This is a genomic window from Corynebacterium choanae (assembly GCF_003813965.1).
GTDB lineage: Bacteria > Actinomycetota > Actinomycetes > Mycobacteriales > Mycobacteriaceae > Corynebacterium > Corynebacterium choanae.
In genome coordinates this window covers 1,154,031-1,173,775 of the sequence record NZ_CP033896.1, presented here as the reverse complement: position 1 = coordinate 1,173,775, position 19,745 = coordinate 1,154,031, and the positions used below count along the sequence as shown (strand labels likewise).

General features: G+C 56.7%; 17 protein-coding genes. All 17 read right to left on the bottom strand.

Translation table 11 applies throughout. The features are described from left to right. Positions 1 to 202 precede the first annotated feature (202 nt). Entirely contained in the window at positions 203 to 970 is a 768-nt protein-coding gene (nucS, locus tag CCHOA_RS04235; RefSeq protein ID WP_123927302.1) for an endonuclease NucS, read from the bottom strand. 355 nt (positions 971 to 1,325) lie between these two features. After that, positions 1,326 to 1,784: a DUF2550 domain-containing protein gene (locus CCHOA_RS04230; RefSeq protein WP_123927298.1), complete on the bottom strand. Its 459-nt coding sequence runs from the start codon at positions 1,782 to 1,784 to the stop codon at positions 1,326 to 1,328. Positions 1,785 to 2,531: 747 nt separating this feature from the next. Continuing rightward, positions 2,532 to 2,906 (bottom strand): F0F1 ATP synthase subunit epsilon, encoded by a 375-nt coding sequence (locus CCHOA_RS04225; RefSeq protein ID WP_123927295.1) that lies wholly within the window; start codon positions 2,904 to 2,906, stop codon positions 2,532 to 2,534. A 13-nt stretch (positions 2,907 to 2,919) separates the two neighbouring features. Beyond that, entirely contained in the window at positions 2,920 to 4,365 is a 1,446-nt protein-coding gene (atpD, locus tag CCHOA_RS04220; RefSeq protein ID WP_123927292.1) for a F0F1 ATP synthase subunit beta, read from the bottom strand. A gap of 3 nt (positions 4,366 to 4,368) precedes the next feature. Beyond that, positions 4,369 to 5,346, bottom strand: a complete 978-nt coding sequence (locus CCHOA_RS04215; protein WP_123927289.1) for a F0F1 ATP synthase subunit gamma — start codon at positions 5,344 to 5,346, stop codon at positions 4,369 to 4,371. 59 nt (positions 5,347 to 5,405) lie between these two features. Further along, complete coding sequence (gene atpA, locus CCHOA_RS04210; RefSeq protein ID WP_123927286.1) at positions 5,406 to 7,049, bottom strand: F0F1 ATP synthase subunit alpha; 1,644 nt, start codon at positions 7,047 to 7,049, stop codon at positions 5,406 to 5,408. A gap of 53 nt (positions 7,050 to 7,102) precedes the next feature. Further along, on the bottom strand, positions 7,103 to 7,231 hold the full coding sequence (locus CCHOA_RS11010) for a hypothetical protein (protein ID WP_281273280.1): 129 nt from the start codon (positions 7,229 to 7,231) through the stop codon (positions 7,103 to 7,105). A 536-nt stretch (positions 7,232 to 7,767) separates the two neighbouring features. Next, complete coding sequence (locus CCHOA_RS04205; protein WP_123927283.1) at positions 7,768 to 8,586, bottom strand: F0F1 ATP synthase subunit delta; 819 nt, start codon at positions 8,584 to 8,586, stop codon at positions 7,768 to 7,770. Between the two features lie 5 nt (positions 8,587 to 8,591). Next, complete coding sequence (locus CCHOA_RS04200; RefSeq protein ID WP_123927279.1) at positions 8,592 to 9,170, bottom strand: F0F1 ATP synthase subunit B; 579 nt, start codon at positions 9,168 to 9,170, stop codon at positions 8,592 to 8,594. A gap of 152 nt (positions 9,171 to 9,322) precedes the next feature. Continuing rightward, positions 9,323 to 9,568, bottom strand: a complete 246-nt coding sequence (locus CCHOA_RS04195; RefSeq protein WP_123927276.1) for an ATP synthase F0 subunit C — start codon at positions 9,566 to 9,568, stop codon at positions 9,323 to 9,325. A 391-nt stretch (positions 9,569 to 9,959) separates the two neighbouring features. Further along, on the bottom strand, positions 9,960 to 10,769 hold the full coding sequence (atpB, locus tag CCHOA_RS04190) for a F0F1 ATP synthase subunit A (protein WP_484027555.1): 810 nt from the start codon (positions 10,767 to 10,769) through the stop codon (positions 9,960 to 9,962). 1,116 nt (positions 10,770 to 11,885) lie between these two features. Next, positions 11,886 to 12,308 (bottom strand): Cg1360 family ATP-synthase-associated protein, encoded by a 423-nt coding sequence (locus CCHOA_RS04185; protein ID WP_123927273.1) that lies wholly within the window; start codon positions 12,306 to 12,308, stop codon positions 11,886 to 11,888. Between the two features lie 173 nt (positions 12,309 to 12,481). Beyond that, positions 12,482 to 13,687 (bottom strand): MraY family glycosyltransferase, encoded by a 1,206-nt coding sequence (locus tag CCHOA_RS04180; RefSeq protein WP_123927270.1) that lies wholly within the window; start codon positions 13,685 to 13,687, stop codon positions 12,482 to 12,484. Positions 13,688 to 13,689: 2 nt separating this feature from the next. Continuing rightward, the gene (locus CCHOA_RS04175; RefSeq protein WP_123927268.1) at positions 13,690 to 14,340 is read right to left on the bottom strand and encodes an L-threonylcarbamoyladenylate synthase; all 651 of its coding nucleotides are present in this window, start codon (positions 14,338 to 14,340) and stop codon (positions 13,690 to 13,692) included. A gap of 181 nt (positions 14,341 to 14,521) precedes the next feature. Further along, complete coding sequence (locus CCHOA_RS04170) at positions 14,522 to 15,445, bottom strand: N5-glutamine methyltransferase family protein (protein WP_123927265.1); 924 nt, start codon at positions 15,443 to 15,445, stop codon at positions 14,522 to 14,524. Between the two features lie 178 nt (positions 15,446 to 15,623). Then, positions 15,624 to 16,697 carry a peptide chain release factor 1 gene (gene prfA / locus CCHOA_RS04165; RefSeq protein ID WP_123927262.1) on the bottom strand — a complete coding sequence of 358 codons (1,074 nt, stop codon included), beginning with the start codon at positions 16,695 to 16,697 and terminating at the stop codon, positions 15,624 to 15,626. Between the two features lie 5 nt (positions 16,698 to 16,702). Further along, the gene (gene rho, locus CCHOA_RS04160; RefSeq protein ID WP_123927260.1) at positions 16,703 to 18,784 is read right to left on the bottom strand and encodes a transcription termination factor Rho; all 2,082 of its coding nucleotides are present in this window, start codon (positions 18,782 to 18,784) and stop codon (positions 16,703 to 16,705) included. Positions 18,785 to 19,745 lie beyond the last annotated feature (961 nt).

Here is a 19,745-nt window from a genome sequence, read left to right as displayed (position 1 = left end):
CAAGCCTGGATTGTCTGCTAAGCGAGTAACACTGCACTCCCCGTTACACTGTTTGCAGGTACTGTGTGCACAGTGGCAACGGGGAGTTTTTTTGTGCAAACTCCGGCCAAAACCACACGGTAGCTGCGAGACGATATGTTCTCGCGGCCGGCTAGCAACCCACATTGCATATCGGGACTATTCGGATGCCCCTGGGCAACAGTTAAAACAGCCGCAGCTCGTTGGTGTTTTTCCCCCGCAGCTCATCATAGTCGAGTACCACGCACCGGATTCCACGATCTTCCGCCAGCACCCTTGCCTGGGGTTTGATTTGTTGCGCAGCAAATACACCACTAACCGGCGCCAGGGTGCTGTCGCGGTTTAAAAACTCAAGATAGCGGGTGAGCTGCTCGACACCGTCGATTTCGCCGCGTCGTTTAATCTCAACCGCCACCGTTGCACCATCTTCCGCGGTGCACAGAATATCTACCGGTCCGATCGGGGTTGGGTATTCCCGGCGAATGAGGTCGTAGCCGTCGCCGAGGGTTTCAATCTGTTCTGCAAGCAGCCGCTGCAGATGAGCCTCTACACCGTCCTTTTCCAAGCCGGGATCGCGCCCCAGCGCATAGGACGTATCATGGTGGATCGCTTCGATGGTGATAGTTAGTGTTTCTCGTTTCGCATTCGTCACTTTCCACACTCGCGGTCCAGTGTCGTCACCGGCAATGTCGCGCACAACAACCGCCGGTATCGCTGCTTCATCCTGTTTCACATCAAGCAGTGCTGGTTCATCGCCCCGATCGACGAGCGGCCGAATCTCGGTGATCTGGCACGGTGGCGACATCCAATTCAACGGCTTATAGGCGCGATCATCGGCGTGAATAGAGATCGATCCATCGGCTTTGATCATCAGTAACCGATCAGCCATTGGCAGGTGGGCGGAAAGTCGACCATCGTAATCGACGCTACACCGGGCAAACACGACACGCATAGCCAACTACTGTAGTCGCTCAAGGGTGTGGTGATTCAAACACGGCCCCGTATAGGCCGCCGAAAAAACAGATCATGGTGTGCCAGCCCCCTTCTCCCGCAAACTAGGGCGCGCCATGGGATGGTAGACAAAACGACCGCCCATCGAACCCCCAAACACCGCGGACTTTTAACCGCAACGCTGCACGACAGCGGCAGCAGGCAGCGCAACTGAGATGACTCGTATTGATCCGCTAGATTTTCCGCCCAGCAATGCGCTGTACGATCCACACGATGCCAAAAGATCGAACTGTAAGCATCGGCACAGGGGCTGCCAATTCCCCTTGGCTGCCTGCACTGAAGCTGTAAGCGGTGGATTAGCGAAGCTTTTTCTGCAGGGGACCAGACTGAGGAGTGTAGACAAATTTACGCCGCGACGAGGGAGCACTTTCCAACCAAGAAGTCAGCGCAGTCTCACAGCGCGTATTCATCGCTACCTCATAGGTGACCCCTGAGACTTCACAGTAGACAACGCGCATATCCTCGTCGATGAAAGTCCGTTCAACTTCACTGAGCTCACGGTGGCCACTTACGGTGATGCTGCGTCGATCGATCCGCCGATCAGGTTGCAGACGCAAAGAGCGCAACTTGTAGTAACGCATCTCAGCGTTGTTGAAATGCACAACGCCGTGGCGCCAACCGGCATTGCCCTGCAAACCGGCACGTCGCACCACGACGAGATTTCCAATTGACCGCAATCGTAAATATCGGTTGAGGGCAAGCGCGCCGACCACCGCGATCGAAAGCCCACATCCCAGCAGTATTACTGAAGGCATTGCTTCAACCGATCCTTTCACCTTGGTTTATACGCGATCTTGGCTATCGGCGTATTGGTGCTAAACACATCGTGCACCGTAGACAGTGCCGTAGCGATTCCCCGGGTTTTCACCTGTCCTGCGGCTTACTTGCTGGCGCATCCTAGGAACAAGACTACGATTGTCGCATTGATCTGTTGATGTGACTATTGGAAGCATCCCGCACAGAGGATACTGCAGTGACGCTCCGACGCACGCGGGATGCGACAGAGCAGGCGGTGACACTCACTGCCACAAGATCGTTCCCATCCCTTGGCTGGTGGACGTTTCCGCTGTACACACCGGGAATTATTGAACGATACTACACCCGTTTGCGCGCACAGGAAAAGCATTGTGTGACGTGGGGGGTTGCCAGCAATACACCCACTTGGGCACAAAAACCACTCCCCTTCCCCGCTTGAGGATCCACAGCGGTGCAACAATCGCAATGAAGTGTTGTCTGACAGGCCTGCTTGCGGCAGCTGCCCGCAGCAAAAGCACCCTGACCCCTCGCAAAAGTCACACCTTTGAGCTGGGTATTTGCCCCTACAGGTTGGGGGTGACCCGAAAAAGTACAACCCTGCACGGCGCGGTGGTGCCACACCGGGTGTATGACCAACGTTGCCAGTTCAACACCTACGGAAATAACAACAACGCAAGTGCCCAGGCAACAGCCCCGCAGACACTTGCGTTGTTTATTTGAACATACGGCGTGCAGTTACAGCAGACCTAGATCGGATGCTCAGCGCGCTGCTGAGCCTTCAACAGACCCTGGTTGCGTCGCGCCACAGCAACATCTTCCGCGGAAGATCCTGCCTGCGCTTCCGCAGTGTCGACCTCAGTCGCCCACACAGCAGAGTCAGCCAAAATGGTGATCTTCTTACTACTCACCGAGATAAACCCGCCGTTGACTGCGGCCACCATTTTCTCCCCGTCAACCGGGGTGATGGTGACAACACAGTCCTCGACCAGTTGGCCGAGCATCGGCTGGTGACCGGGAAGCACGCCGATCTCACCTTCGGTGGTCTGGGCGGTGACCAGCGTTGCTTGGCCAGTCCACAGCATCCGCTCGACAGCCACCAGTTCTGTGGTGATTTCAGCCATCGGGAAAACCCTTCTACTTCTTCTCGGTCATCTTCTTGTAGGCCTTCTCGACATCGTCGAGACCACCAAGGCCATTGAACGCCTGCTCTGGGTAGTGATCGAAGTCACCGTTGCAGATCTTTTCAAAGGCTTCAATGGTGTGCTCAAGCGGCACATAGGAGCCTGGGATGCCGGTGAACTTTTCAGCCACGAAGAAGTTCTGACCCAAGAAGCGCTCCAGGCGACGAGCCCGCTGCACGGTGATCTTGTCTTCTTCAGAAAGCTCATCCATACCCAGGATGGCGATAATATCCTGCAGTTCCTTGTTCTTCTGCAGAATGTGAATCACGCGCTGCGCAACTTCGTAGTGCCGTTCACCAACAATTGAAGGCTCCAAGATACGAGAAGTCGAGGTCAGCGGGTTCACAGCCGGGTAGATACCCTTCGAGGCGATCGAACGGTCAAGTTCGGTAGTCGCATCGAGGTGGGCGAAGGTGGTAGCCGGCGCCGGGTCGGTGTAGTCGTCAGCAGGGACGTACACGGCCTGCAGCGAGGTAATCGAACGACCCTTGGTGGAGGTAATACGTTCCTGCAGCACACCCATTTCGTCAGCCAAGGTTGGCTGATAACCCACAGCCGAAGGCATACGACCGAGCAGGGTCGACACCTCCGAACCAGCCTGGGTGAAACGGAAAATGTTGTCGATGAACAGCAGCACGTCCTGGTGCTGCACGTCACGGAAGTATTCCGCCATGGTCAGACCAGAAAGCGCCACACGCATACGAACTCCTGGTGGCTCGTCCATTTGGCCGAACACCAGGGCGGTGTCTTGCAGCACGCCCATCTCTTCCATTTCCAAGAAGAGGTCTGTACCTTCACGGGTACGTTCACCAACACCGGCGAACACCGAGGTACCGGAGAACTCGCGGGCAATACGGGTGATCATCTCCTGGATGAGCACGGTCTTACCCACACCAGCGCCACCGAACAGGCCGATCTTGCCACCCTTCACATACGGGGTGAGCAGGTCGATAACCTTAATACCGGTTTCGAGGATTTCGGTCTTACCTTCGAGCTGGTCGAATGGTGGCGGATCACGGTGGATACCCCACTGTTCACCGTCACGGCCAAGACCTGGCTCATCGAGGCAGTCACCGAGGGCGTTGAACACGTGACCCTTGACAACGTCACCAACTGGCACAGAGATTGGCTTGCCGGTGTCGGTCACTTCCGCACCACGAATCAGGCCGTCGGTTGGAGCCATCGACACGGTACGAACAATATTGTCGCCGAGGTGCTGAGCAGTTTCCAGCACAATGGTCTTGGCAACCGCTTCAAGGGTTACCTCCACCGTCAGGGCGTTAAACAGGGCCGGAAGCTCGCCGCGCGGGAATTCCACGTCGACGACCGGTCCAATGACGCGCACGACTCGACCCACAGTTTTCTGGGCCACATCGTGCTCATTGAGAGCAGTAGTCATAATCTAGTCACTTTCTCCGCTTTCGGCGAGCGCGCCAGCGCCACCGACGATCTCTGTGATTTCCTGGGTAATCTGTGCCTGACGTGCCTGGTTCGCCACCCGGGAAAGATCTTTCACCAGGGCGGTAGCGTTATCAGTTGCAGACTTCATCGCGTTCCGGCGGGACGCCGACTCGGAAGCCGCCGCCTCAAGCAGCATGGCGTACAAAGCACGGGACACATACTGTGGCAGCAGCGCTTCAAGCAGTGCTTCCGCATCCGGTTCGAACTCGTAGTCTGGGGCACCCTCGCCGGAAGATCCCAGCAGGTCTTCACCTTGCTTGATCTCTTCATCTTCATAGACCGGCTCGATCGGCAACAGTTGGTGTGCCCGAGCGGTCTGCGACAGCATCGACTCAAATTCGGTGTAGACCACATGCACCTGGTCAAACCCTTGTGGGTGTTGACCTTCCGGCAGGGTGAGGCCTTCGCGCCATTTGGTGGTGCCATGAGAACCGGCAACGAAACCGTCGATGAGGTGACGGCGCAGATCGTGGGTTTCCGCATAGCCTGGATCCTGGGAGAACCCAGTCCACGCACCAGCGAACTCTTCACCACGGAACTTGTAGTAGCCAACACCTTTGTTGCCGGCGACATACAGCACTACTTCGTAGCCTTTCGACTCGAGTAGATTGCGCAACTCAACAGTCTTTTTAAAGACGTTGTAGTTGTAGCCACCGCACATACCGCGGTCAGAGCTGACCACCAGGATTGCGGCCCGATTGCCACCCTCCCGTTCCCGGAGCATCGGGTGATCGAGCTTGCTCGCCGCAGCGAGACGTTCGATGACGTCGTGGATCTCGTTGGCGTACGGCTGCGATGCATCCACCCGGGCTTGCGCCTTGGTGATGCGGGAAGTTGCAATCAACTCCTGCGCTTTGGTGATTTTCTTCGTCGAATTCACCGACTTGATGCGGTCGCGTAGTTCACGAAGATTAGCCATGAGCTCGTCGCCTCCTTTCAAACATCCTAGTCACTGAAGCAATATCCAAGGTGTCTCGCCTACTTCTTGGCAGACTTACGGGTAACCGTGATCTTGGACTTCTTCAGGTCACGCTCGGCCAGCGGATCAACGTCAGGTTCGTTGATCACCGGGGTGCCGTCAGTGGTCTGGAAGTTCCGGGCAAATGCCTCGGTTTGCTTGACCAGAATCTGCTTGGACTCGTCGCTGAAGGCTTGACCACCAGCGATCTGATCGTAGACACCACGTGCCTTGTCATGCAGATAGTCGTGCAGCTCAGCTTCGAAGCGACGGACATCTTCGACGGGAACGTTGTCGAAGTGGCCTTCGGAAGCCAGCCAGATGCTGACCATCTGATCTTCCACAGCCATTGGCTGGTTTTCTGGCTGCTTGAGCAGTTCCACGAGACGCTGGCCGCGTTCCAGCTGTGCCTTCGATGCAGCATCGAGGTCAGAGGCGAACGCAGCGAACGCTTCCAGGTCACGGTAGGCCGCAAGATCCAGACGCAAGCTACCGGAGACCTTCTTCATGCCCTTGGTCTGGGCGGCACCACCAACACGAGACACCGACACACCGACGTTAATAGCCGGTCGGACACCCTGGTTGAACAGGTCGGACTCGAGGAACACCTGACCGTCGGTGATGGAGATCACGTTGGTCGGGATGAACGCGGAGACGTCATTGGCCTTGGTTTCGATAATTGGCAGAGCGGTCATCGAACCGGCACCCATGTCGTCGCTGAGCTTTGCCGCACGCTCGAGCAGACGGGAGTGCAGGTAGAAGACGTCACCAGGATAGGCTTCACGGCCTGGCGGGCGACGCAGCAACAGGGAGATCGCACGATAAGCTTCAGCCTGCTTGGTGAGATCATCGTAAATCACCAACACATGCTTGCCCTGGTACATCCAGTGCTGGCCTAACGCTGCACCGGCAAATGGTGCCAGCCACTTAAAACCGGCCGAATCGGATGCTGGAGCTGCCACAATGGTGGTGTACTCCAGGGCACCGTGATCTTCCAGCGTCTTGCGGATAGCCGCAATGGTCGAACCCTTTTGGCCGATAGCGACGTAGATACACCGCACCTGCTTCGTCGGGTCGCCGGATTCCCAGTTCCCCTTCTGGTTCAAAATGGTGTCCAGGCAGACCGCGGTCTTACCGGTCTTACGGTCACCAATAATGAGCTGACGCTGACCGCGCCCAATCGGGGTCATGGCGTCAATAGCCTTAATACCCGTCTGGAGCGGTTCGTCAACTGGCTTACGCTGCAGCACCGATGGTGCCTGCAGCTCGAGGACACGATCCTCTTCTTTTGCAATCTCACCCAGGCCGTCAATCGGCGCACCCAGGGGATCGATTACGCGGCCAAGGAACGCATCCCCGACCGGAATGGACAGCACTTCGCCTGTCCGCTTAACTTCATCGCCTTCTTTGAGGGTCTCGTAGTTACCCAGCACCACGACGCCGATCTTGTCGGTGTCGAGGTTCTGCGCGACGCCAATCACGCCACCTGGAAACTCCAGCAGCTCGTTAGCCATGGTAGACGGGAGGCCCGAAACCTGGGCGATACCGTCCGCCGCGGAAATAACCACGCCGACCTCCTCACGGGAGGCCTCCGGGGAGTAGCTCGAGGTGTAGTTCGCGATCGCGCTACGGATCTCATCGGAGGAGATCGTCAGCTCCGCCATGTTCTTCCTGCTCTCGGTTGTGTCTTCCAGCAATTATTGTTCAGTACTTGAATTTATTTGATTGCAAAGCTTTTGGCAGCTTGCCCAACAGTCAGCCACATGCCAAGTGTTCGCTGCACCATGGTGTTACCGGTAGTGACAAGTTTTGTTAACACGTCACAAAGCTGTGGTGTCTGGCTCATCGACCACCTTCGATATTGGATAGTTTCATCCGTTGTTGTTTCACCGACCGAGAAGGTTCAGGCGCTCAACAGTTTCTCGCCCGGCCAGTACGCATCTACAGCGCCAAACGAACAACCATGCAGTGGCTATTTCGTTGGTCACGATCACGTACCCGGCAGGCAACGAACAACACCACAACTGGTGTTGCATCGTCGTCCACTGCCAGGTGCGGTACCGCGGGCGCGAACCATGGTGGGCAAGCCCCAGGCGGACCCGCACTGGCAGGGTATGAACATGTTGAAAGGAAACGAAACAGATGAAGATGAAGTGTTGCACGGCACTCCTGCGATAGCAGCAGCAAACGGGCAACGTGCTCCTTCCAAAGGCAACATATGGAGTTTTGTTGTTCTTATTCTCCTGCGCTGTCATTGCGCGGCTTTGCACCGAACAAGGTTAGGTGCCGCGCTGGAGTTCGTACACGCCAGCGGCGCACAATGCAGACACTGTGTGTTGCACAGCATCAATGGAGAAGGAACGTAGTAGCAAACACCAAGGGCTATGCCATGGCGGCGCGGAGACGGGCGAGTTTACCGGCAGTCGAGCCGTCAATAATCTCATCGCCTACGCGGATAACCATCCCACCGAGGAGGCTGGTGTCGACCTCAGTGTGGATCACCATCTTTTCGCCATAGATTCGGCCAAGTTGTTCGGAAAGTGTGCGCTGTTGCTCATCCGTCAGTGGTGCTGCAGCGGTGACTCGAGCCACCTTCATCCCACGGATGGCTGCGGCAAGTTCGCTTAAACGGGCAATGTCTTCAATTGGACCTTCCTGCGGGCGGGCAACCGCCTGCAGCGCAAGAGCCTCAGTAATTGCCGACACTTTGCCATAGAGCACGGATGCTAACAGCGACCGCTTTGCCCGCGGGGTTGCGGTGCGATCGATGAGCAGCTGTGTCAAGCGGCCTTCCCGTTCGAGAATGCGAGAGAGCTGATACAGCTCCCCTTCCACCCGCTCGAGTTGACCTTCCAGCTTTGCTGCATGCAGCAGCGAGCGGCGGCCAAGCTCAACAAGCCCGGTTCGCAATTCTTTCGGAGTAGACCACACGTCAGATGCAACTTGCACCAACACGGACAGCGTGGAGGCTGACACGTGGGGTTCAAACACATCCCGTACAAGCTGCGCACGCTGCGGGCCGGAGGTCGACGCTTCAGCAACCGCCACGCGCAACGCGCGATCGGAATCCAAAACACCGACACAATCAAATAATTCGATGCCGCATTCGGCTGCGTCCACCACCGGCTTCGAGGAACGCCCGAGCATTCCTTCCAGCTGGCTGATGGCACGTCCTAGTGCATCGCGGCTTGCTGCGTGCATGTCGCTCACTTTCCGGCCGGGGCCACGTAATCGAGATCGGCAAGGAAGCGATCGATCGTGCCGCCACGCTTGACGCTATCGTCAAGTTCGGCACCGAGCAGCCGCTCGGCGAGGCTGATCGAATTGGTACCCATCTCCTTGCGGAGTTCGGCGACCACGCGCTCACGCTCAGCGTGCAGCTGCTTTTCACCCAGTGCAATGATGCGGTTTTGTTCTTCCGCTGCTTGCACCTTAGCTTCCTCGATAATCTGCTTGCCACGAGCGCGTGCATCCTCACGGATTGCATTGGCTTCGGCACGGCCTTCAGCAAGCTGCGCGTTGTACTTCTCCAGCGCAGCCTTTGCTTCTGCCTGAGCTGCTTCTGCACGGGCGATAGAGCCAGCAATCGACTCTTCGCGCTGATCGAGTACTGCATTGAACTTCGGAAGCACATACTTCCAGAAGAGCAGCAGAATAACGAGCATGCAGATCGCGGACCAGACCATGTCGTAAGGCATGGGCAGCAGCGGGGAGTTGCCATGTTCCAATGGCAGAGTCGAAGCTCCCTCGGCGCCCTCCGCCAAGTAGGTAAAGACCTCAGTCATGAGTCCTCAGCTTTCGTCGTTTTTCGCTAACAAAACTTCATCTGTTCATCTGTTGTGGTCAATGTCTAGCAGGTGAACCACAACCCGAACGTCAAGGAATGTTCCTTGATTGACCGGGTTATCAAGTGGTCGTCCGCCACATCGACCAACGATTAGAACAGGTAGCCAGCGACCAGACCCAGCAGGGCGAGGGCTTCAACGAAGGCGATACCGAGGAACATCACGGTACGCAGCTGGCCAGCCATCTCCGGCTGACGTGCCATACCCTCGAGGGTCTTACCAACGAGGATGCCGATACCGATACCAGGGCCGATAGCAGCGAGGCCGTAACCGATAGCCCCGAGACCCGAGTAGGTGGTAGCGGTCTCGGCAGCTTGCGCAAGAATCAATTCAGTCATTGGTTTTCGTTCCCTTTCTTTTACGTCTAATCCGAACTCCGAGCACCTCACTGCATCAGGCAGCCGAGGTGTCAACTTCGCAGTCCGTTCCGAGCAGCCACAGCCACGCAGATTGTGATGTGCCTGGTACTGCTCCGCTGCAAGGAACCAGCTTGCAGCAAATCAGACGGTTCTTATGTTGTGTTATTGGGTTTTCAATTGTGACCAGCTCAATAGCCAGCGTCATGATCGCTTCGTTGTGCCAGCCTGCAGTGGGGACTTGGTACAAATCCACACCGAACAACGTCTGCAGTGCAGTGCTGCGCGTTGCTTCCGATTGACACAATGGAGAACTTCAACAAGGCCAGGCCTTGCGGCCTACCTCCACGTCGAAGGACTCTGCGCTATTGAATTAATGTTCGTCCGCGTGCAGGGACAGTTCGATATACACTGCAGTCAGCAGTGCGAAAATATAGGCCTGCAGGAAAATCACCAGCAGCTCGAACAAGCTGAATGCCATACCGGCGATCAGGGTTGCCCCACCGAGCAGAGTCCACGCATTGAGCTGCCACACAAAGAAGTTGGTCGCCGCAAACAGCAGCACCAAAATCAAGTGGCCAGCCAGCATATTGGCCATCAAACGGATGGTCAGCGTGACGGGACGCAGCACGAAGGTGGAAAACGCTTCAATGAGGATCACCAATGGGTACAGCCAGCCCGGCAAACCAGGAATCACGACCGAAGCCTTCACGAAGTGGAAGAAGCCATGCTTCTTCGCACCTGCATAAATAAAGACCACATACGACAAAATCGCCAGTGTCAGTGGCATACCGACACGGGCGTTTGGCGAGACGTTTAATCCAGGAATAACCGAGGGAAGGTTACCTGCCAACACCAAGAAGAAGATGGTGGCAAGCACCGGCAGGAACCGGCGGCCTTCCTTCTTGCCGAGAATTTCCTCAGCGACATGGAGCCGCACAAAGTCGAGAGCGATCTCTCCAACATTCTGCAGCCCCTTTGGTACGATTTGCGGCTTCCTCATGGCAAGCACGAAGAACAGCGCAAGCAGCACCGTCATCAAGATGCGAACAAACATCAGACGGTCGATAGCAAAGTAGCCATTTGCGAAATCTGAAAAGAACAGATTGTGCGGGAGGCCATCTTTGATGAAACCCGGGAAAAATTCTTTGTCCAGATCAGGCTCGTGAAAGTGGCCTTTCAAAGCCAGTGTTACAACGCTCAGCGTTCTCTCCCGTGTTTGGACCGAAGTGGTGTGCAGTAATTCATCACCGTCATAGGTTGACTCCTGCAGCTGCTCGCAACGTGGAGAGCAACAATACTTCCGACTACCAGCCGAAAAACCTGCTGCTTGCCGCGAGCATGTCAACTATGAAGCAGTGAAGAATTCACCAACTACGGTGCGATGGACGTCTGAATACTTCTCCTGAACGATCCGCAACTCCGTCGCACGTTAACGGATAATTCAGCAGACCCTGTGTGCTACCTCGAGCAGCCGCAACGGCCACCGGACAGCGATTGGTCTTCCACTACCCCAATTGTTGGGGAATAGAACAACCACAATTGCCCACCGCAGCTTGGAAAACCAGGTTGCGGGGTGATCCCCCTTGGCGTCGCCACAGCTGTGGGATGCCCCGTGAGATCAGCAGGATCCACTAGAAGATTATCAGGGGCGCCCGGATTTATTGCAGGAAGCCCCGACTAACTCTGCCCTTATTCCGCAGAGCTACCTTAATAAGCGCTGTGAACTGCAGGAACACTTAAGCTGTTAGACTAATCACACCCGCCGGTACCGCCCGAATAGGGGGAGCAAAATTGCGGATGGTCGCACCTTTGCCGCCCGCGATTGAACGACTGTCCCGGTAGCTTTGCCACTTTTGCCCCCACGTTCACCCCCAAGACGGCACTTGTGCAGCAAGAAAATGATCCACCCTACTTGCGGACTCACCCTGCGAATCCCGGCAGCAGTGACGTGCCACTGGCGCCCATCTACCCGGATTGAACCACAACACAGTTCCGGGCGTTCATTCCGTACACAGCAAAACCGTAGTCAGTGGCACCGATAACCAGGAACCAGGCAACAGCAATCGCAAACCAGGGGACATATCAAGCTTGCAACGCGACACAGATCCTTCAGCCCCCACAAAAGCCCTGACGGCATTACTGCCCCACCGGCGCAGACCTCATTGTTTCGCAACGAATCCGCGCCACATCATGGCCAGCTTCGCACACCATGGCAAGGCAGTTCGGATAAGTAGCCAACCCCGCGGTAGTGATCCCCCCTGCTCTCACACCACCCACAACTGCAAGGTGAACGAGCCTAGTTGCCAATATAGGGTGTTTTGGACTTTACAATCGCCAACGTTTCCGCCCCCAACACGCACACTAAAACACCGACGATCGTTGTCATCAACGCACCGCGATGATAGAAATCCAAATCACGAATGAAATAGATAACCACCATCAACACCACGACCTTGAGCAACCATCCCCCAAGGTTGACGGCCGCAGTAATCTCCGGAGTGGAATTGATAGTGACCAGGGTCAGCAGCAAGGTGGTGAGGATAAACGCGCCACCAATTCCTGATCCAATCAACACACCCCACAGGCCACTCCTGCCCGCAATAGCAAACCAAATCCCACCAAGAACTATCGTCACCAGCACTAAGGCGCCAGCGCCAAAAATCATCGCCCGGCGCAACCCACCAGCTGTACTCGTGGGAACCGCAAAATTATCCAACACGCCAAACTACCCTTTCCACCGAATATGAGACGTCGACGCCAAGCGCTCTTCGTCCTCGCAAAAGCCAATCACATCAAACAACCCGGGCGCCAATTCACACCAACCCGCTACGGCGCACGACACCAATCCCAAGGAATGCCAGGCTTGTCCCACTACGGTGAGATCTCACGCTGCTACTTATTCGGCGGCGCGAAACGGCCGATCCCGCTGCGGGTGGGCGACGGGCGAGGCGGCCGCTGCCGGCGGCGGGATGCAGGCCAGTCACGAACCACAGTTTCAAATGTGACAAAGATCGCCCCTGCAGCACCGATGAGCATCACCACGCAGAAACCAGCAAATGGCAGCAGCGGATAAAGCACCGCACCCGATCCGAAGAGTATCGCCCAACAGTAGATCACCACCACCACCCGCCGATGGGAGTGGCCAATACGCAAGAGGCGGTGATGTAAATGCATCGAATCCGCTTGGAATGGCGACTGGCCTTTCAGTGTGCGGCGAAGCACCGCTAACACCAAATCGGCGATTGGAATGCACAAAATCACCAACACTGCGATCACCGGACCGATCATTGCCTTCGTGTCGGCCGGACCATACATGCCCTGATTAATTTTGCCAGTGAGGGAGGTTGCTGTTGCGGCAAGCAGAAAACCCAGCAGCATCGCCCCAGAATCCCCCATAAAAATCCGAGAGGGATGAAAATTATGCGGTAAAAACCCGGCACATATTCCCACCAATGCGGCAGCAATAATAGCTGGCGGATAGCCTGCCACTGCCCCACCCTGGTCATGCAGAGCTACCAGTGCTAAACAAAACAGTGAAAAGCCAGCTATACCGGCAATACCGGCCGCTAACCCATCAAGTCCATCCACGAAGTTGATGGCGTTAATCAACGTGACTGTCACAAGAGCGGTCACCAGCATCGAACTTGCCCGGTCGAGAATGATCAGGGATTGCCCTGGCCAATAGCTGATTGTCCAGCTTAACCCCATTGAGCTCATCACCAGCGCACCGAGAAACTGGCCGAGCAGCTTGGTGACAGCATCCAAATCCCACAGATCGTCAATAACTCCGACCAGCACAATAATAAATCCGCCAATGACCACCGCATCCATCTCCGGGGTGATCGGCTGAAACGCCCGGGTAAGTGCTGGCAGTTGATGTGCCACATAGACGCTCACCAGAAATCCGGAAAACATCGCCACCCCACCCAGTCGCGGCATGGGGGTATGGTGCACGTCGCGCTGTCGCGGATTATCGATCCATCCGGATCGGATAATTGCCGCCCTGATCAGGCCAGTGGTCAAATAGGTCGTTATCACCCCAACGAGCAGCACAATGCCAAGCTCACGCAGGGGCACCCCGACCGCGCCGGTACCCATCCCTATCCGATCTGGTCGGGTTGCAGACTCAACGCAGCAGCAATCCGCTCTCGGGGCACTGCACCTTCCCGCAAAATACGAACCTGTCCTGTGGAGACATCAACGATAGTGGAAGGAGTGCCAACAGGGCATTCCCCACCGTCAAGATACACATCTACCGCCTCCCCCAGCTGCGCCTGGGCGGCGGCAATATTTGTCGCTGGCGGTTCCCCGGAAATGTTGGCGCTCGACACGGCCATCGGGCCGGTTTTTTGCAGCAGGCTAATCGCCACCGGATGCAGCGGCATGCGGAGCATCACCGTTCCTTGGGTGTTACCAAGATTCCACGGCAGCGATGGTGCTTGGGGTACCACGATAGACAGTCCACCTGGCCAAAATGCTTCCACCAGCAGTCGGGTATAGGTGGAATATTCCCGCACCAGTCCCCGGATGGTCGACCAGGATCCGACGAGCACTGGCACCGGCATATCCGGTCCGCGACGTTTAGTGGCCAGTAGCTTGCTTACAGCTTCATTGTTGAACGCATCAACACCCAGGCCGTAGAGCGTATCGGTGGGCAGCACTACCAGTCCACCGTCTTTGACCGATTCAGCAGCAATGGTGATGCCAGCTTCCCGATCATCCGGGTTAGCACATGAAAAAAGCCTGCTCATCTGTATAGCTACTCCTCGCCTCCATCAAAACTACTGCCTGAAGCATACCCCACCCTACACAGGTGCTCACGGCCTCTTGCAGAAGACCGAAACAGATTTGGATGTCCCATGAAGTCCACCATTGCAGTGTGCAACTCGGCACAGCGCAGCGGCAGCAGTGGAAGGATAACCGCCGGCGGTTTTATTGGTGTTTGCTCGCAGTGGTGAATCGATCACGATCTGCCAGGTCGCGATGGGTGCAAATAGCTTCGAAGCACCCTCGTTGCTCCAGCAGACGGTGCATCGCTTCGCGATGACTGTCATCGTGTTCAATACTTACCCGCCCAGCTGGGCGAAGCAGCGCCTCTATTTGCGGCATCATGCCGGCAATAACCGACATACCGGAATCTTCCGCAAACACCGCGGTGGTCGGATCGTGGGTTACCTCAAAATCAACGGCTGTTGCCAGCGGCACATATGGTGGATTGCTCACCACTACATCGACCCGTCCCACGACATCAGCAAGTGTATCGAGCAAAGAGCCACGAGTGACATCGCCGTGTATCAGTGTGGCCTGGGGCGCATAGGTGGCAACATTTTGACGCGCATAGCCTAGCGCTGCAGCCGACTGCTCCACCCCAATCAGCGTTTCCGCAGGGAGTGCCTGCTGCAGTGCGCACAAAATCGTCGCAGGACCGGTGCACAAATCCACAATGATCGGGTTGGCGAGATGATGCTCCTGACAGTCACGGACCACCCAATCGACGACCAATTCAGTCTCGGGGCGGGGAATAAACGCGCCATCTCCGACGGCAAGTAGTAACCCGGCAAAATCCGCAGTCCCAACAATATGCTGCAAGGGAATACGGCTGGCTCGCAGGCGGGCGGCTTCCACCAGACCCGCTGGTGCAGGCTGATCGCCGACAAACACCAGCTCCAACGGGGCAATGTCGAGTAAATGTGCCAACAGTAGGCGGGCATCAACTGCAGGCGATGCAATCCCGGCATCGGTAAATAACGCGGTAAGCACCATGCGTGCCTGGTTGACAGTCAATGTCGGGTCAGCGAGCTGTTGCAGGCGGGTAAGTTCACCAGATGTGAGCGTCCGGCAAAGCTTGTGTTCCATAGATTTCCCAACTCATTGCGGCAATGCTGCTCCCAGGCGCAATCACCACCAGATATGGCAGGTGTGCGACTATTGCCGGCATAACCGATGCAAAGGCAGTGACCAGAAGCCTGCAGCATGCGCTTGGCGTTTCTGGTCACTGCCTAAAAAGATCCGCGACAACCGAAAAAGTGCAGGCCTATTCGGCTTCCAGACGAGCATTACGCTCAGCGGTCTGTAGCGCGGTAAACAGATCCTCCATGCCACCGTTGAGGACGGTGTCAAGATTGTTGGCTTTATATCCGATGCGGTGATCGCTAATCCGGTTTTCTGGCCAGTTATAGGTGCGGATTCGCTCGGAGCGGTCAATAGTCCGGATCTGAGCAGCACGCCCTTCGGCGGCTTCCCGATCGGCTTCTTCTTCCGCTAACTGTTGCAGCCGGGCTGCCAACACCTGCATGGCACGAGCCTTGTTTTGAATCTGTGAGCGTTCCTTTTGACAGGTCACCACAATTCCCGACGGCAGGTGGGTAATACGCACCGCCGAGTCGGTGGTGTTCACTCCCTGGCCGCCCTTGCCGGATGACCGGTACACATCGACTCGGATATCTTTTTCGTCAATGGTGACTTCTTCAACTTCGTCAGGTTCTGGATACACCAGCACACCAGCCGCCGAAGTTTGAATGCGCCCCTGGGATTCGGTGACAGGGACGCGCTGCACACGGTGCACGCCACCTTCAAATTTGAATACCGACCAGGCCCCGTCACGGGAAGGCTGCTTGGAACGAATCGACATGGTGAGGTCTTTCACGCCACCAAGATCAGATTCGCTGACACCCAACACTTCATAGGCAAATCCGTGTCGCTCAGCGTAGCGCTGATACATGCGCGCCAGCTCACCAGCGAACAGGGCTGCCTCTTCCCCACCGGCACCAGATTTGATCTCCATGATGATGTCTTCCCCATCATGCGGATCACGCGGTGCGAGCAGATCGGCGAGCTGCTCCTCTAATTCGACGACGCGCTCAGCCAGCCGTTCCGCCTCGGCGGCGAATTCGCTGTCTTCCCGACCCATCTCTTTAGCTGTTTCGCAGTCTTCCCGGGTTTGCACAAGCTCTTTGTGCACGTTGACGATCGGCTGCAGCTCGGCGAAGCGTTTCCCCACTTTCCGGGCAGCGGCTTGATCATTGTGCAGCTCCGGATCGGACAGCTGCATTTCCAGACCTTGATATTCAGCAAGAATATCGTCTACTGCTGATACTTGGGCTTCCATAGGCTTTACGAGTAGTCCTCTTCACTTTCGACGGCTGCCATCGTCGCCGATGACGCGATCTGCATCATAAACTCACTGTTCGACTTGGTTTTCTTCAGCTGTTTGATGAGCAAATCAATGGCCTGCTGACTGTCGAGTGCCGACAGGATCCGGCGCAGCTTGTGCATAATCCGGGCTTCTTCCGGCACGAGCAGCAGTTCATCTTTCCGGGTGCCGGAAGGATTCACATCCACTGCAGGGAAGACGCGACGCTCGGAGATCTTCCGGTCGAGTTTCAGTTCAGCGTTACCGGTGCCCTTGAACTCTTCGAAGATCACAGTGTCGCCGGCAGACCCGGTTTCGACCATGGCGGTGGCGATAATGGTTAATGATCCACCATTTTCAATATTGCGGGCAGCGCCCAAGAAGCGCTTCGGTGGGTAGAGCGCATTAGAGTCAACACCACCGGAGAGAATACGCCCTGACGCAGGAGACGAGTTGTTGTAGGCACGACCCAGACGGGTGATCGAGTCGAGCAGCACAACGACATCTTTGCCCTGTTCGACGAGACGTTTTGCACGCTCAATGGCCAGTTCAGCAACAGCCGTGTGTTCGCTTGGCGGCCGGTCGAAGGTGGAGGCAATCACTTCGCCGCGCACCGAACGTTCCATGTCAGTGACTTCTTCGGGACGTTCATCCACCAGCACCACCATGAGATAGCACTCAGGGTTGTTGGTCGCGATAGCGTTGGCAATGTTCTGCAGGATTGTCGTCTTACCAGCCTTCGGTGGGGAAACGATCAATGCACGCTGCCCCTTACCGATAGGCATGATCAGATCGATCACGCGGGTGGTGAGCACCTTGGCATCGGTTTCTAGGCGAAGCCGCTGATTTGGATACAGCGGGGTGAGCTTCGCGAATTGCGGCCGATCGGCGACTTCCTCTGGGGTTTGACCGTTGATGGTGTCCACCCGGACAAGCGAATTGTATTTTCCGCGGTTGCGGCCGGTGCCGTAGGTTTGCAGCGATTGGCCTTCGCGTGGCGCTTTCACCTGACCGGTTACCGCATCACCGGAACGCAGCCCCGATTTTTTGATCAGTTGGTTCGGGATGAACACATCCGACGGGCCGGCATGGTAACCGGCGGTACGCAAGAATGCCACGTTGCCGTCAATAATGTCGACGATGCCGCCGACTGCCTGCAACACGTCATCTTCCCGAATCTCGGTGGGATTCGATGCGTTGTCACGATTGCGGCCTCGGCGATCACGGCGGCCACGGCGGGATCGACGATCTTCGTCGCGATCCCGATTGCGGCGACCCCGCCGATCCCGGGAATCATCGTCGCGGTCACGATCCCGATCACGGTCACGGTCACGGTTGTTGCGTGACCGATTGTCGTTGTCCTGATCGTTGTCACGGCGACGGTTATTGCCTTGTCCCCGCTGCCGGTTCCGACGAGCCCGGCGTGCAGCAGATCGTGATTCGAAGCGCTGCGAATCATCGCCGTCTTGCTCTTCAGAGCGGTCGTTATCCTGCTCCCGAGAGTTAGCGTTATCTTCCCGATCAGTCTGGTCGTCGCGGCTGCGGGAAGAGCGGCGCCGGGTACGGCCGCCACGGTCTTGGTTGTCGCGATCATTGCTGTCGCCGCGGGACTGGTCTTGTTCTGGGCGGGCTGCATCGCCAGCCTCTGCCTTCCGATCATCACCAGTGGCGTTGTCATCTTTCGCGGTGCCGCGACGATCGTTGTCGTCACGCCGAACCCGACGACGTGTCCGCGGACCACGCTGCTGTTCACCACTGTTGTCGGCAGATTCCGAACCAGCCGAAGGCGCAGCAGATTCAGCTTGTTCATCTGCTCCTGCCCGGCGGCGTGATCGGTTCGTAGCCGGTGCAGCCTGCTCTGCTTCTGCGCTCTCCGCGCTTGCCCGCCGGCGGGTGCTGCGCCGTGGCGAGCTGTCGCCTACAGCCGGGGTTTGACCCGACAACATGGCGATAAGTTCGCCCTTCCGTTTACCGGAAGTACCACGAATTCCCCGCTCCTGGGCGAGTGCCCGAAGCGCAGGAATAGTTAGTTTCGCCAAATCTTGGGCTTGAGTGGTTGTCACGAATGTCCTTTCATCGCGTCACCGTCAATACATGTGTAAAGCTCTTGTGTTTTTTCAAAAAACCAGCACGTCGCTGGATAGCAGCACCCAGTGTTGGTCAGCCACCTGGTGGCCAGTCACCTCTTCGCAACTGGTGATAATTACCACGGCGCGTTCTGTAACAACCTTCGCACCGGGGTGCTGCCGGCCGGCGGCCAGGATGTTCTTGCCGCGGATTCGGTAAGAACACGACAGGCCAATTCGCCATGTCGCAGTGATTGGATCCGGCTGTGACACATACAGTTTGCGCAAATCGGCAGCTTGCCGGCTCACCCGAAGGTGCAACATGCTGGGAAACGTTGTTTAGTTTGCTTGATCAACCGCCAGGCTGCGCTGCCCGCAGGGGATCGGCGGTGCTGTACTGGCACCCTGCCCGGTCATCCACACACCTAGCCGGCAGCTTCACCCGTCAGCAACGGTGAGCTCACCGGGAAAAGGAACATCCACCGTGCCGGACAACCGATACGCTGCTCGGTACACCAACGTGCATCGATTCCGCCCGGCTGGAGGCTGGACGTTGTTCTGGTGAACTCCGAATTGCTTTCCTGCCAACACAAGCTGTGTCGCGGGTGTTAATGGATCCCTAAGGTGTTGCGCAGCCAGCGCACGAAACGCTGCAGCGCTTGAGAGAATGCCAAAATTTTTTGTGTCGCTGCGATCAGCAACATTGGGGAATCGTTGCAACAGCGGCGGTGTTGTTGCACGCAGTACAACAGCCCACTTGGCAGCAAGTGGTCAGTGACAGTGTCTGTTGAATATCCCCAAACGATGGTTGACGTGGCAACCCAATCGAATACGACGGCTGAAAGGAGCTTACAGCAACTGCTGCACCGAGCCGGTGACAAAAGGCAAATCGTGCCATCGGGCAGGGCGGGCTCCCTATGCTCGGGAACCAGTCTATCGCACACTAGGTTACGAAAAC

What these genes read in the sequence shown, in the direction of transcription:
- atpA (WP_123927286.1), bottom strand. Translation starts at nt 7,049, where the DNA reads ATGGCGGAGCTGACGATCTCCTCCGATGAGATCCGTAGCGCGATCGCG.
- atpD (WP_123927292.1), bottom strand. Translation starts at nt 4,365, where the DNA reads ATGACTACTGCTCTCAATGAGCACGATGTGGCCCAGAAAACTGTGGGT.
- CCHOA_RS04205 (WP_123927283.1), bottom strand. Translation starts at nt 8,586, where the DNA reads ATGCACGCAGCAAGCCGCGATGCACTAGGACGTGCCATCAGCCAGCTG.
- CCHOA_RS04180 (WP_123927270.1), bottom strand. Translation starts at nt 13,687, where the DNA reads ATGGGTACCGGCGCGGTCGGGGTGCCCCTGCGTGAGCTTGGCATTGTG.
- CCHOA_RS04175 (WP_123927268.1), bottom strand. Translation starts at nt 14,340, where the DNA reads ATGAGCAGGCTTTTTTCATGTGCTAACCCGGATGATCGGGAAGCTGGC.
- CCHOA_RS04230 (WP_123927298.1), bottom strand. Translation starts at nt 1,784, where the DNA reads ATGCCTTCAGTAATACTGCTGGGATGTGGGCTTTCGATCGCGGTGGTC.
- CCHOA_RS04170 (WP_123927265.1), bottom strand. Translation starts at nt 15,445, where the DNA reads ATGGAACACAAGCTTTGCCGGACGCTCACATCTGGTGAACTTACCCGC.
- CCHOA_RS04200 (WP_123927279.1), bottom strand. Translation starts at nt 9,170, where the DNA reads ATGACTGAGGTCTTTACCTACTTGGCGGAGGGCGCCGAGGGAGCTTCG.
- CCHOA_RS04225 (WP_123927295.1), bottom strand. Translation starts at nt 2,906, where the DNA reads ATGGCTGAAATCACCACAGAACTGGTGGCTGTCGAGCGGATGCTGTGG.
- CCHOA_RS04215 (WP_123927289.1), bottom strand. Translation starts at nt 5,346, where the DNA reads ATGGCTAATCTTCGTGAACTACGCGACCGCATCAAGTCGGTGAATTCG.
- prfA (WP_123927262.1), bottom strand. Translation starts at nt 16,697, where the DNA reads ATGGAAGCCCAAGTATCAGCAGTAGACGATATTCTTGCTGAATATCAA.
- CCHOA_RS11010 (WP_281273280.1), bottom strand. Translation starts at nt 7,231, where the DNA reads ATGAGCCAGACACCACAGCTTTGTGACGTGTTAACAAAACTTGTCACT.
- nucS (WP_123927302.1), bottom strand. Translation starts at nt 970, where the DNA reads ATGCGTGTCGTGTTTGCCCGGTGTAGCGTCGATTACGATGGTCGACTT.
- CCHOA_RS04195 (WP_123927276.1), bottom strand. Translation starts at nt 9,568, where the DNA reads ATGACTGAATTGATTCTTGCGCAAGCTGCCGAGACCGCTACCACCTAC.